13 protein-coding genes are annotated in these 12,906 nt (G+C 61.2%); 6 read left to right on the forward strand and 7 right to left on the reverse strand.

Translation table 11 applies throughout. From position 1 onward, the window contains the following. The first annotated feature begins 16 nt into the window (after positions 1-16). From lipB to M1D89_RS14695, 3 genes are all read left to right on the forward strand, one after another. Positions 17-685: a lipoyl(octanoyl) transferase LipB gene (gene lipB / locus M1D89_RS14685; RefSeq protein ID WP_498644554.1), complete on the forward strand. Its 669-nt coding sequence runs from the start codon at positions 17-19 to the stop codon at positions 683-685. Beyond that, positions 682-1,689, forward strand: a complete 1,008-nt coding sequence (gene lipA, locus M1D89_RS14690; RefSeq protein ID WP_011774451.1) for a lipoyl synthase — start codon at positions 682-684, stop codon at positions 1,687-1,689. Before lipB ends, lipA begins: the two co-directional genes overlap by 4 nt. Before the next feature lie 112 nt (positions 1,690-1,801). Continuing rightward, positions 1,802-2,563: a DUF4191 domain-containing protein gene (locus tag M1D89_RS14695; RefSeq protein WP_498644557.1), complete on the forward strand. Its 762-nt coding sequence runs from the start codon at positions 1,802-1,804 to the stop codon at positions 2,561-2,563. Positions 2,564-2,658: 95 nt separating this feature from the next. Here the strand turns inward: M1D89_RS14695 and M1D89_RS14700 are convergent, their stop codons facing one another. Next, positions 2,659-3,096, reverse strand: a complete 438-nt coding sequence (locus tag M1D89_RS14700; RefSeq protein WP_091466684.1) for an RDD family protein — start codon at positions 3,094-3,096, stop codon at positions 2,659-2,661. A gap of 324 nt (positions 3,097-3,420) precedes the next feature. Between M1D89_RS14700 and glnA (M1D89_RS14705) the strand changes: the two genes are divergently transcribed. Beyond that, positions 3,421-4,845 carry a type I glutamate--ammonia ligase gene (gene glnA / locus M1D89_RS14705; RefSeq protein ID WP_091466683.1) on the forward strand — a complete coding sequence of 475 codons (1,425 nt, stop codon included), beginning with the start codon at positions 3,421-3,423 and terminating at the stop codon, positions 4,843-4,845. A 70-nt stretch (positions 4,846-4,915) separates the two neighbouring features. Here the strand turns inward: glnA (M1D89_RS14705) and M1D89_RS14710 are convergent, their stop codons facing one another. From M1D89_RS14710 to glnA (M1D89_RS14730), 5 genes are all read right to left on the reverse strand, one after another. Beyond that, complete coding sequence (locus M1D89_RS14710) at positions 4,916-5,266, reverse strand: hypothetical protein (protein WP_498644562.1); 351 nt, start codon at positions 5,264-5,266, stop codon at positions 4,916-4,918. 104 nt (positions 5,267-5,370) lie between these two features. After that, the gene (locus tag M1D89_RS14715) at positions 5,371-5,586 is read right to left on the reverse strand and encodes a transcriptional regulator (protein ID WP_091467641.1); all 216 of its coding nucleotides are present in this window, start codon (positions 5,584-5,586) and stop codon (positions 5,371-5,373) included. A 79-nt stretch (positions 5,587-5,665) separates the two neighbouring features. Further along, positions 5,666-6,235, reverse strand: coding sequence for a GNAT family N-acetyltransferase (locus tag M1D89_RS14720; RefSeq protein ID WP_498644563.1), 570 nt, complete (start codon positions 6,233-6,235; stop codon positions 5,666-5,668). Between the two features lie 18 nt (positions 6,236-6,253). Next, on the reverse strand, positions 6,254-9,265 hold the full coding sequence (locus tag M1D89_RS14725) for a bifunctional [glutamine synthetase] adenylyltransferase/[glutamine synthetase]-adenylyl-L-tyrosine phosphorylase (protein WP_498644565.1): 3,012 nt from the start codon (positions 9,263-9,265) through the stop codon (positions 6,254-6,256). A gap of 9 nt (positions 9,266-9,274) precedes the next feature. Then, positions 9,275-10,615, reverse strand: a complete 1,341-nt coding sequence (gene glnA, locus M1D89_RS14730) for a type I glutamate--ammonia ligase (RefSeq protein WP_011774437.1) — start codon at positions 10,613-10,615, stop codon at positions 9,275-9,277. Positions 10,616-10,805: 190 nt separating this feature from the next. Here glnA (M1D89_RS14730) and panB point away from each other — a divergent pair, with 190 nt between their 5' ends. Further along, positions 10,806-11,711 carry a 3-methyl-2-oxobutanoate hydroxymethyltransferase gene (gene panB / locus M1D89_RS14735; protein WP_498644568.1) on the forward strand — a complete coding sequence of 302 codons (906 nt, stop codon included), beginning with the start codon at positions 10,806-10,808 and terminating at the stop codon, positions 11,709-11,711. 12 nt (positions 11,712-11,723) lie between these two features. Here panB and M1D89_RS14740 read toward each other — a convergent pair whose 3' ends face one another. Next, the gene (locus M1D89_RS14740; RefSeq protein WP_017200863.1) at positions 11,724-11,888 is read right to left on the reverse strand and encodes an SPOR domain-containing protein; all 165 of its coding nucleotides are present in this window, start codon (positions 11,886-11,888) and stop codon (positions 11,724-11,726) included. A 108-nt stretch (positions 11,889-11,996) separates the two neighbouring features. On the opposite strand from M1D89_RS14740, the gene map reads away from it, so the two are divergent. Beyond that, positions 11,997-12,875: a type I methionyl aminopeptidase gene (map, locus tag M1D89_RS14745; RefSeq protein ID WP_498644570.1), complete on the forward strand. Its 879-nt coding sequence runs from the start codon at positions 11,997-11,999 to the stop codon at positions 12,873-12,875. Positions 12,876-12,906: the final 31 nt, after the last annotated feature.

Raw genomic sequence — 12,906 nt, forward strand, 5'->3', positions numbered from 1 at the left:
GTCTAAGCTTGAACCCATGACTCTTGAGTTTTCACAACTGGGTCTTGCCCCGGATTTCGTAGATTACATGCAGGGCTGGGACCTGCAGCGCGAAATCCACAACAAAGTTGTTGCGGGCGAGAAGAACAGCACCGTCTTGATCCTTGAGCACGCCGCCGTCTACACGGCAGGCAAACTCACGGAGGACCACGAGCGACCCTTTGACGGCACTCCCGTTGTTCCCGTAGACCGCGGCGGGAAACTGACGTGGCATGGCCCAGGGCAGCTCATCGCCTATCCGATCCTCAAACTCAAGAACCGTGCCGGTATCCGCGACTACGTGGAACGGCTTGAGGCCATCATGATCGCCGTTATGCAGGACTACGGCATCAAAGCCGTCACCGTGAAGGGCCGGGCCGGAGTCTGGATCCTTGCCGATGATAAAGGACCTGACCGCAAGATTGCCGCGATCGGCATTCGTGTCCTGGACGGCGTCACCATGCACGGCGTGGCCATCAACTGCAGCAATGATCTCGCGCCCTATGCGCAGATCATCGCCTGTGGCATCACCGACGCCAGCGTCACCACCATGACGTTGGAAACCGGCCGGACCATCAACCCCGCCGACATCGTTGACCGCTTCGTTGAAGAATTCAGCAAGCACGAAGAAGCACTCGTTTCCACACCCGAAGGAGCACTCCAGTGACCTTGGCACCTGAAGGCCGTAAGTTGCTGCGCGTTGAGCAGCGTAACTCGGCGGTCCCGGTTGAACGTAAGCCTGAGTGGATCAAGGCCAAGGTCCAGATGGGTCCGGAGTTCGTCCAGCTCAAGAACCTGGTGAAGAAGGAAGGCCTGCACACGGTGTGTGAAGAGGCCGGGTGCCCGAACATTTTTGAGTGCTGGGAAGACAAGGAAGCAACATTCCTGATCGGCGGGTCCGAGTGCACCCGGCGCTGTGATTTCTGCCAGATCGATACCGGCAAACCCTCCCCGGTGGACATGTTCGAACCCACCAAGGTGGCCCGGAGTGTGCAGGCGATGCAGCTGCGCTACGCGACCGTGACCGGGGTGGCCCGTGATGACCTGGCCGATGAAGGTGTGTGGTTGTACGCCGAAACGGTCCGGAAGATCCATGAACTGAACCCGGGCACCGGGGTGGAGTTGCTGATCCCTGATTTCTCCGGCAAGCCCGAGCACATCGCGGCGATCTGTGATTCCAAGCCCGAGGTGTTCGCGCACAACGTCGAGACCGTGCCGAGGATTTTCAAGCGGATCCGTCCGGCGTTCCGGTACGAGCGGTCCCTGGATGTGATCACTCAGGGCCGGGATCTGGGCATGGTGACCAAGTCCAACCTGATCCTGGGCATGGGTGAGACCCGCGAGGAAATCTCCGAAGCGCTGCGGGATCTGCACGCGGCCGGGTGTGATTTGATCACGATTACCCAGTACCTGCGCCCGTCCGAGCGGCACTTGCCGGTGGACCGGTGGGTCAAGCCGCAGGAGTTCGTGGACCTCCAGCACGAGGCCGAGGAGATCGGGTTCCTCGGGGTCATGTCAGGTCCGTTGGTGCGCTCCTCGTACCGGGCAGGGCGTTTGTGGGCCACCGCGATGCGGAAGAAGGGCTGGGAAATCCCGGCCGCCCTGGCCCACATCGAGTCCTCCGGCACCACCCGCCAGGAAGCCTCCACCATCCTCGCCGCCCACGGCTAAGCACCACACACAGCATCACCAAGAAGCACCACCAATCAGTACTGAAGGACCGGATGCCACCTGCGTAACGGCGTCCGGTCCTTCTGCGTACATCACGTAGAATTAAGGCACTATGGCGAACTCCTCTGATTCCAGCAATTCGACCCCCTCGGCCGACGCACCCAAGCGTGGGCTGTTCCAGCGCAAGCCCAAGGAAGCCAAGGCCAAGAAGCCGAGCCAGCTGAAGCAGATCGCTGAAGTCTTCAAGATGACCCGGCGAAATGATCCGCAGGTTGTCTGGATCATGGTGCTGGCCTTCCTTGCAGTGGTTGCCGTGGCCTTCCTTATTGGCTATCTGCTGGAGAACTGGGTTACGGGCCTGATCATCGGTATTCCGTTGGGCCTTCTCGCCGCCGTCTTTATTCTCTCCCGCAGAGCTGAGAAGGCCGCCTTCGCGCAAATCGAGAACCAGCCCGGCGCTTCCGGCGCAGCTCTTGGTACGCTGCGCCGCGGTTGGGTGACCCAGGATCAGCCTGTTGCTGTCAACCCCCGCACCCAGGATGCTGTGTTCATGGCCATTGGCCGCCCCGGCGTCGTCCTGGTCAGTGAAGGTCCTACTCACCGGGTCAAGCCTTTGGTGGACGCCGAGCGCAAGCGCCTTGCGCGCATCCTGCCCAACGTAACCATCCATGTTCTGGAATCGGGTCGCGGAGAGGGACAGGTGCCCCTGAACAAGTTGGCCAAGACCCTGGGCAAGCTGAAGAACGAACTCACCAAGGTGGAGGTCAATGCAGTCTCCAAGCGCATCAACTCCCTTGGAAACCGTCTGCCGATCCCCAAGGGCATCGACCCCTACAAGGCCCGCCCGGATCGCAAGGCCGCACGCGGACGCTAGTCCCAAATAGAAAACCGCCCCTGTCGCTTACGAGCGACAGGGGCGGTTTTTCGTTTGGTGCGCGAAGCAGAGAATGTTCTCAGTGTGAACGGCAACTACATCCTGATGAGGATGGTGTTCATCGCCTTGTCGTGTAGGCCGCGCTGGTCGGGATCGAAGACCACCGCAGGGATGACCAAGCACAGAAGGAGGGTCCGCACCACGGCGGCCAAGGGACCCGCGGGTCCGCCACCCAATCGAACCACGTGGATTCCTGCAATCCTGTGACCGATGCTGTAACCCAACGTTCCGATCAGCAGGATCTGTTCCACGGCAAAAATGGCCAAAGTTGCCCACGGGTTGCCACCGAAGGCAAAATTGCTGATCACCAAGGCGATCGTCCAGTCCACCATGATGCCAAGGATGCGCCTTCCGGCGCGTGCCATGGAGCCGGGGCCTGACTCGGGCAACCCGAGCCGTTCACCAGGATATTTGGAGATTCCGGAAGTGTCCGGGCCACTCAGCCAAGAGCCAATGTCTTTACGATCTACCACCCTCCAAGCCTAACGGCTGGCATGCCTGGTGACCGACCGCAGGCGGATCGATATTGGCCGCTTAGCGCCCGGATCTTCGCCCAGGTGTTCGCCCATCGGACCGACATGGACCGGACACCGGGAAGCCGACTACCGTTTACACGACAGATGATTCTGTAACCTGCCGGAAACAATACCGACACCCCCGGGAAATCCCATCTCCCTATGGTGGTATGAGTTGCCAGCCACCATGGCACGGGGAACTTTTTGTGTCTCCGGACCCTTGGAATGGGCTGCACCACGCGGCCTTCCGGGCCTGTTACTTGATATGCATAAGGAGCATAGATGTTCAAGACTGCGGACGAAGTCCTCAAGTTCATCAAAGACGAAGACGTCAAATTCGTCGATATCCGCTTCACCGACCTCCCTGGTGTCCAGCAGCACTTCAACGTGCCGGCCAAGAGCGTCGACCTCGATTTCTTCGTCCACGGCCAGCTCTTCGACGGATCTTCCATCCGCGGCTTCCAGGGCATCGCCGAGTCCGACATGCAGCTCATCCCGGATGTGACCTCGGCCTTCATCGACACGTTCCGCATCGAGAAGACCCTTGCGCTGAACTTCTCCATCGTGAACCCCCGCACGGGTGACCCCTACCACCGCGACCCCCGCGGCGTGGCAGAGAAGGCTGAAGCGTACCTGGCATCCACCGGCATCGCGGATACCGCATTCTTCGCTCCCGAAGCCGAATTCTTCGTCTTCGACAACGTCCAGTACGAGTCCTCCCCGCAGGGCAGCTTCTACAAGATCGACTCTGAGGAAGCGCACTGGAACACCGGCCGCAAGGAAGAGGGCGGAAACCTCGGTTACAAGACCCCCGTCAAGGGCGGTTACTTCCCGGTCTCCCCCACCGATAAGCAGGCCGACTTGCGCGATGCCATGTGCATCGAACTGGACAAGGCCGGCCTTGAGGTCGAGCGCTCCCACCACGAAGTTGGATCCGCCGGCCAGGCTGAGATCAACTACAAGTTCACCACGCTGACCGCAGCTGCTGATGACCTGCAGAAGTTCAAGTACATCATCAAGAACACCGCTGATGCCTGGGGCAAGTCCGTCACCTTCATGCCGAAGCCTGTCTTCGGTGACAACGGCTCGGGCATGCACTGCCACCAGTCGCTGTGGAGCAACGGCGATCCCCTGTTCTATGACGAGAAGGGCTACGCAGGCCTCTCGGACACCGCTCGCTGGTACATTGGTGGCCTGCTGAAGCACTCTTCTGCAGTCTTGGCCTTCACCAACCCGACGGTCAACTCCTACCGCCGCCTGGTCAAGGGCTTCGAAGCTCCCGTGAACATGGTCTACTCGCAGGGCAACCGCTCCGCCGGTATCCGTATCCCGATCACGGGCACCAACCCGAAGGCCAAGCGCATCGAGTTCCGCGCTCCGGACCCCTCGTCCAACCCGTACCTGGCGTTCGCCGCCCAGCTGATGGCCGGCATCGACGGCATCCGCAACCGCATTGAACCCCCGGCTCCCATCGACAAGGACCTCTACGAGCTCCCGGCCGAGGAAGCCAAGGACATCCCCAAGGCTCCGGGCTCCTTGGAAGAAGCTCTTGAGGCCCTGCGCGAGGACAACGAGTTCCTGCAGGCCGGCGGCGTCTTCACTCAGGACCTCATCGACACTTGGATTGACTACAAGTACGAGAATGAGATCCGTCCGCTGTCACTGCGCCCGAACCCGTACGAGTTCGAGCTCTACTACGGCGTCTAATATCGACACGTAACAAAGAGGCCAGCCTCAGTCCCTACGGACTGAGGCTGGCCTCTTTTGTGCGTGCGAACTACTCGGACTTGCTTTGGTCGCGGTCCCTGAGGTTTTTGGTAATCTCATCCAGCTTGTCCTTGACGAAGCTGGCGGCCTCCGAAATCCCCTTTTCCGCGCTGCCCAACGGGTCCAGCTGAAGGTACACGTTCTTATCGATGGGCAGGTCGTATTCGTCCTTCAGATGAGTACCACCGGCAACCCCGTCGAGGGACAGGTATACAAGGGCCTCGGTCCTTGCGATGCCCGCGATTGTACCGAAGACCACCGTGAAGTCATTGGGTTGAAAGCTCACAGAATGGCCCACATGACGCCGGTCCAGTTCTCCGGCAGGAATGGCCTTCTCGGACGGATTTCCGTTGTATTCCATGTACTTCCCCTATGCGTTGAGATCAGATACATAAGAAGTCTATAAGGATACTTAGAGTCTTGGGTGGGCAGATACCGCCAATGCCCTCACGGAGGGGCGGCCCGCTACTGCTTTCCGTATTTTTTGTGCACTGCCTGCTTGCTCACGCCCAGACACAGTGCAATCGCTTCCCACGACAAGCCTGATTGCCGGGCGGCCCGCACCAGGGAAGCCTCTGTTCGGCCAACTTCCTTCTGCAACTCCGCAACGGCGTAAAGCGCCTCGGCCGGGCCCATGCTGTCCATAGATCCCACTAGTGTTTTCATCCGGTCCACCTCCATGGCGTCAACAATAGTTGACGCCATGGAGGCCGTCAACCTTAATTGACGTCAAAATACTGACGGGCGCTGGTTCCCTGGATCAGGCGAAGGCCTTGTACATCGTCCTCTGAGGACCCGCATTTCCGCCCAGATAGCGCCCCGAGTCCACGAATCCTGCTTTCGAGTAGGCTGCCATTCCTGCCGGATTGCGTTCGTTGACAGAAAGCACGACGCCGGCCTGCCCGCCACCCAGCCTGGCTGTCAGTTTGCGCGCTTCCTCCACTGCGGCCCGCGCCGCCAAGGTACCAAGGCCGCGCCCCTGGCTTCTTGAGTCGATAAGGAACCCTCTCAATAACCACACCGACTCATCATCCGGCCAGCCCGCGAGCTTGGCAGCGCCGGACTGGAGGGTCAACACACCAACAGCAACTCCCTCTGACTCAATGACGTACGGGCGACGCGATCCCTCTTCCAAGGAGATCAGCATCATGCGTAACGGATCACCGACGAAATCCCGCTGCCTGGTATCCACAGCCAGCTCCGCGACCGCGCCAAGCTGAATGGCGCGGGCATCGTCGTCGAGCATTTTGAGGGGGATGAGCCAGATATCACCCCGCTCATGACGATCACCGGAGATCAATAATTCTTCTTCTGATTCATCTTCAGGCATTCTCGGATTTCCCACGCCTCACTTGCCGTAGAACTCGTTCTCAAAAACGCCCCTGGCACGACGACTAAGCCGCAAGTAGTCCTCTTCGAAGTGCCCCGCGTTCCCGGGCTCATATCCACACCAGCGTGCCACAGCTTCAAGGTCTTTCCTCGATGATGGAAGAAGATCCGAGGCACGTCCCGTGACGATGACGTTTGCGGAGCGGATGCGGCTGGCGAGTCGCCACGCCTCCCTCAGCAGGGCAGCGTCCTCTTCGGCGATAAGTTCCAACTTCTCCGCAGCGGCCAAAGCGTCCAGAGTTGACGTTGTCCGCAGCTCAGGATGCTGTCCGGCGTGCTGGAGTTGAAGCAGCTGAACCAACCATTCAACGTCGCTCAAGCCGCCCCGGCCAAGCTTGACGTGCCGGGCAGGGTCAGCGCCACGAGGCAGGCGCTCCGACTCCACCCGGGCTTTAACACGGCGGATCTCCCGGACATCCTGCTCCGCAAGTTTCTTTGGGTACCGGATGGGGTCAATGAGACGTACAAAGTCGGCAGCAAGCTCGTCTGAGCCGGCCATCGGGCGGGCACGCAGAAGCGCCTGTGCCTCCCAAATCAGCGACCATCGTCGGTAATACTCCGCATATGACTCCAACGACCGCACCATGGCACCGTTTTTGCCCTCCGGCCGGAGGTCGGCGTCCACCATGAGCACTCGTTCGGCCATGATCGCCGGCTTGAGTGGCTGGGTGAGGAAGCCGGAAACCTTGGCGACTATCGCCGTCGCCTGCTCCTGGGCCTCAGCATCGGTGAACCCGGGACGGGCACGGTGCACGTAGATGACGTCCGCGTCCGAGCCGTAGCCGATCTCGCGGCCACCCTGCCGTCCCATCGCCACCACCAGGACATCGGTTTTCAAGGGGCCCGTCGCTGCAACCACGGACTCCGCCACGTGCAGCGCCCCGAGAACCGCTGCACGGTCCGTCTCGGCCAAGGCCAATCCGACGGCATCCTGGTCCAGCAGTCCGGCGCTATCGGCGATTGCGGTGCGCAGGATCTCGCGACGCCGGATCAGCCGGATCAGCCTCATGGCACTCTCGGGATCTGCATGGCGGGAAAGCTTGGACCGGATTTCCTGCCACTGGGCTTCAAAGGGAACAGGCGTCAGTTCCTTGTCGCTGCCCAACCACGCAACGGACTCCGGAGACACTTCCAACAAGTCCGAAATCAGGCGGGAATTAGCCAGCACCTGACAAAGTCGCTCGGCTGCCGCTTGGGAGTCCCGGAGTAGCCCCAAATACCAGTGGGTGGTTCCGAGGGCTTCGCTGACCCTGCGAAAGGCCAGCAGTCCGGCGTCGGGATCCACGCCCTCGGCGAGCCATCCCAAGAGGATCGGCAGGAGCTGCCTCTGCAGTGCGGCTCGCCGGCTGACACCCGCGGTGAGCGCTTCGATATGCCGCATGGCACCTTGGGGATCAAGATAACCAAGTGCGGCGAGGCGCCCCTGGGCGGCCTCAGGGCTGAGCTTCGCGTCTTCGCTGCTCAGCTTCGCTGCAGTGTTGAGCAGCGGCCGGTAAAAGATCCGCTCGTGCAGTTCACGGACGGCTTTCTTGGTCTTTTGCCAGGTGGCCATCAGCTGGTCAGGATGTGGTCGCTCCAGCGCGAACGGACCGAGGACAGCTTTAGCAAGGAAGCGCTGGGCGTCCTCAGTCACAGGCATGAGGTGGGTCCGGCGCAACTGGAATAATTGAATTCTGTGTTCCAGCAAGCGCAGGTAGCGGTAGGCATTGTCGAAAGCCGCTGCATCCGTGCGGCCTATATAACCGCCGGCAGACAATGCTGCAATGGCAGAAGTGGTGTCCCGACACCTGAGTGACTCGTCGGACTTTCCATGGACCAGTTGCAGCAACTGCACCGTGAATTCAACGTCGCGGAGCCCACCGCGCCCCAGCTTGATTTGGCGCTGTTCCTCGGCGGCCGGGATATAGTCGGTCACCCTGCGGCGCATGGCCTGGACCGACTCCACGAAACCCTCACGTCCCGCGGATGCCCAGACGAGCGGCTCCACGGCCTTCTCGTAGCGCTGGCCAAGTTCCCGGTCGCCGGCAATGGTCCTTGCCTTCAGCAGTGCTTGGAATTCCCAGCTTTCGGCCCACCGGGCGTAATAGCTCAAATGTGAGGGAAGGGTACGAACCAGGGGGCCGGATTTACCCTCGGGACGGAGATTGGCATCAACTTCCCACAACCCGGGTTCGGGCGCGGAGGAAGAGATCGCCCTGGAAATGCCGGAGGCGAGAGCCGTGCCGATGGTGGAGGCGCGGGCGTCGTCCAATTCCCCTGCTTCGATGACATAGATGACATCGACGTCGGAAATGTAGTTCAGCTCCCGCGCGCCACACTTACCCATACCAATGACGGCAAGCCCAATATCGGCGATCTCTGTGGCTTCGAACTGGGCTGCCGCTTCGGCGCGGGAGACGGCCAGGGCGGCCTCGATGGCAGCACCAGCGAGATCTGCCAGCTCGGCACCGACTGCAGGCATGAAGTCTGTTGGTGATGCCGCGCAGATGTCCTTGATGGCGAGCTCTGTCAAACCCCGACGGTAGGCGCTCCGCAAGGCCGCGTAGGCCGGCAGGCCCGTGATTCCGGCCACCGGGCGCTGGGCACCCGGTTCGGCTTTCACTGAGCGAAGCAGCAATGCCCGCAGCTCTTCGTTGGAAGCTTGGAGTGGCTCCGGACTGACTCGGACGTTGAAGACATCCAGATGCTCCGGACGTCGCATGAGAAACTCCCCCAAAGCCTCCGAGGCGCCAAGGAGCCGGTACATGGGCTCGCTGGTGTCCGGGTCAGCCGCGGCCAGCTTCTTCAGCCCCGGGTTCTTCTCAATAAGCCGGACCAGTGACTGGAGAGCAGTGTCCGGGCTGGCCGACAAGGACAGCCCGGCGAACAGGGCATCCTCGTCGATCCCGTCAAGTTCCGGAGCAGCAAGGAACCGTTCGCCCTTTTCGAGATCACTGAATCCGGCTGAGATGAGCCGACGCGCAAGGCTCATTGGCCCGGCCTAGAGAATGCCGAGATTGCGCTGCAACTCATACGGGGTGACCTGGAGGCGGTAGTCCTGCCACTCTGCACGCTTGTTGCGCAGGAAGTGCTCGAACACCTGCTCCCCCAGGATCTGGGCCACCAGCTCGGACTCCTCCATGGCACGGATGGCATCGTGGAGGCTTGCCGGCAACGGCGCATGTCCCATGGCCCTGCGCTCCGCGGTGGTCAACGACCATACGTCGTCTTCTGCGGCGGCCGGAAGTTCGTAGCCTTCCTCGATGCCCTTCAAGCCGGCACCGAGCAGCACGGCGTAGGCCAGGTAGGGGTTGGTTGCGCTGTCGATGCCCCGGTACTCGATGCGTGCCGACTGGCCCTTGCCGGGCTTGTACAGCGGAACACGCACCAAGGCTGAACGGTTATTGTGGCCCCAGCTCAAGTAGCTCGGGGCCTCGCCGCCGCCCCAGAGGCGCTTGTAGGAGTTGACAAACTGGTTGGTGACGGCCGTGAACTCAGGAGCGTGCTTGAGAATTCCGGCAATGAACTGCCGCGCCGTCTTGGATAGCTGGAATTCGGCTCCGGCTTCGAAGAAAGCGTTGGTATCGCCTTCGAACAGTGAGAAGTGGGTATGCATGCCCGAACCGGGGTGGTCCGTGAACGGCTTGGGCATGAACGTCGCGTACGTGCCTTGCTGGAGGGCGACTTCCTTGATGACCGTGCGGAACGTCATGATGTTATCCGCGGTCTGGAGGGCATCGGCGTAACGGAGGTCAATCTCGTTTTGGCCCGGACCGCCCTCGTGATGGCTGAACTCCACCGAGATGCCGACGGATTCGAGCATGGTCACGGCGGTGCGGCGGAAGTCCTGCGCTACTCCGCCCGGTACGTGGTCAAAGTAGCCGCCTTCGTCCACAGGAACCGGAGCTCCGTCCGGGCCCAGTTCCTTCGACTTCAACAGGTAGAACTCGATCTCGGGATGGGTGTAGCAGGTGAAGCCCATGTCCGCGGCCTTCGCGAGGGTCCTCTTGAGGACGTTGCGGGGGTCCGCGGCAGACGGTTCACCGTCCGGAGTGAGGACGTCACAGAACATGCGCGACGTCTGTTCCGTCTCTCCACGCCACGGCAGGATCTGGAAGGTGGAGGGGTCCGGCTGCGCGAGCATGTCCGACTCAAAAACACGGGCAAGGCCCTCAATGGCTGAACCGTCAAAGCCAAGGCCCTCTTCAAAGGCGCCCTCAACTTCGGCAGGCGCAAGCGCTACCGATTTGAGGGAACCCACGACGTCGGTGAACCACAAGCGTACGAAGCGCACGTCACGCTCTTCGATCGTCCGCAGAACGAACTCTTGCTGGCGGTCCATAGGGCCTCTTTTCCGATTCAGTGTCCATGCCGCTGGTTTCAATGGATAGAAGCCACGACAGCTCAGCCTTCACTCTACTAAGAGTTCCGTGCTAATGCCGCAGCAGTAGCTGCGTGTAACACAGCGTTTACATAAGGTGACGCCGGGCACACTGGTGGCAGCCGCCGTCGGCACCGCTTAGGCTCTATCCATGGCCCCGAGCAACCTCCCTGAGTCCACCACGCCCGCCGAAGTTCCCGCACCTTACGGCAGCGGCCCCGCAGCAGCGGCCCAAGCGCAATCGGCGGCAGGCAGGAAGCCCATCAGCCGGGTCCGGATACACCACCTGCAGCAGGCCAAGGACAACGGCGAGCACTTCGCCATGCTGACGGCATATGAGCAGTACACCGCCGAGATCTTTGACCAAGCGGGAATCGAAGTCCTCCTGGTGGGTGACTCCGCTTCCAACAACGTGTTCGGCAACGAGACGAGCCTCCCTGTCACCGTGGATGAGCTCCTTCCCCTGACGCGGGCAGTCAGCAGGGCGGCCAAGCGGGCGCTGATCGTGGCCGACCTGCCTTTCGGGAGCTATGAAGTTTCTCCTGGTCAGGCAGTGGCCACCGGAGTCCGATTCCTCAAGGAGGGGCTGGCGCACGCCGTCAAGATCGAAGGAACCGCTTATTACGCGGACACCGTCAAAGCCATGGTCCAGGCAGGCATCCCCGTCATGGCCCACATCGGATTCACCCCGCAAAGCGAACATTCCCTCGGCGGCTACCGCGTGCAAGGCCGGGGAGACGACGCCCAGCGCCTGATCGAGGACGCCGTTGCCCTGCAGGACGCCGGCGCTTTCAGTGTCCTCATGGAGATGGTTCCTGCGGACACCGCAGCCGCCGTCGACGCCGCATTGCGGGTCCCGACCGTCGGTATCGGTGCTGGCAAGAGCACCACGGGACAGGTCCTTGTGTGGCAGGACATGGCTGGATTGCGTGGCGGCAAAATGGCCAAGTTCGTCAAGCAATATGCGGATCTTCGCACCACGCTGAGTGATGCCGCCGCCGCTTACGGGGAGGATGTCCGGTCCGGTCAGTTCCCCGGACCGGAGCACTCCTTCTAAGCAACGTCCTGGCTAATCGTCGTCCTGGGCATCCCAGGCGTCATTGCGTGCTTTCACCTTTTCCAAGGCGTGCTCGGCTTCTTCCCTGGTCTTATAGGGGCCAATGAGCTGGGTCCAATCGGACAAGGCGTCCTCTTCGATCTCGTGCGTCTTGACGTTGTACCAGTACTCCGTCACGTCTCCTCCTCAGTCTTCGGGCCCTTCGACGCGTAACGTTGGCGGGGTCACAGGAACCCGGCCACACTTTGTTACTTACGTCTCTTGTGTGCCTTATATGATCAATCTATGCCTTCTCTTGCTTCGACTGCACCCATTGGCGCCCTCACCCCGGGAACCATCACCCCTGAACGACCCGTCCCGGCGTCGATTCCCAGGCCGGAGTATGTAGGCAAGAAGGCACCCGCCAAGTTCACGGGCTCCGAGGTGAAGTCAGCGGAGACCATCGAGAAGATCCGGATTGCCGGAAAGATCGCTGCACAAGCGATCGTGGAGGTCGGCAAGCATATCCAGCCGGGCGTCACCACGGACCATCTGGACAAGGTGGGGCACGAGTTCCTCCTGGACCACAACGCGTACCCGTCCACCCTCGGCTACCGGGGCTTTCCCAAGTCCCTGTGTTCCTCCCTCAATGAAGTCATTTGCCACGGAATCCCGGACTCAACCGTGGTGCAGGATGGCGACATCCTGAACATCGACATCACTGCCTTCATCAACGGCGTGCATGGGGATACCAACTACACTTTCCTGGTTGGCGAAGTGGACGAAGAATCCCGTCTGCTGGTTGAGCGTACGCAGGAGTCGCTCAACCGGGCCATCAAGGCCGTGGCCCCTGGCCGCGAAATCAACGTAATCGGCCGTGCCATCCAGTCCTACGCCAAACGCTTCGGCTATGGCGTCGTTCGGGATTTCACCGGCCACGGCGTGGGCGAGGCCTTTCACACCGGCCTCATCATTCCGCATTACGACGCAGCCCCGGCGTACAACACCGTGATTGAGACAGGCATGGTCTTCACCATCGAACCCATGCTGACCCTCGGCACCATCGAATGGGATATGTGGGCCGACGACTGGACGGTCGTCACCAAGGACCACAAACGCACGGCCCAATTCGAACACACCCTGCTGGTCACCGAGACCGGCGCGGAAATCCTTACCCTTCCCTGAGCTCTCCGGAAGGTCCACGCAGCCCGGGCGG

This window comes from Arthrobacter sp. D3-18, assembly GCF_054408525.1.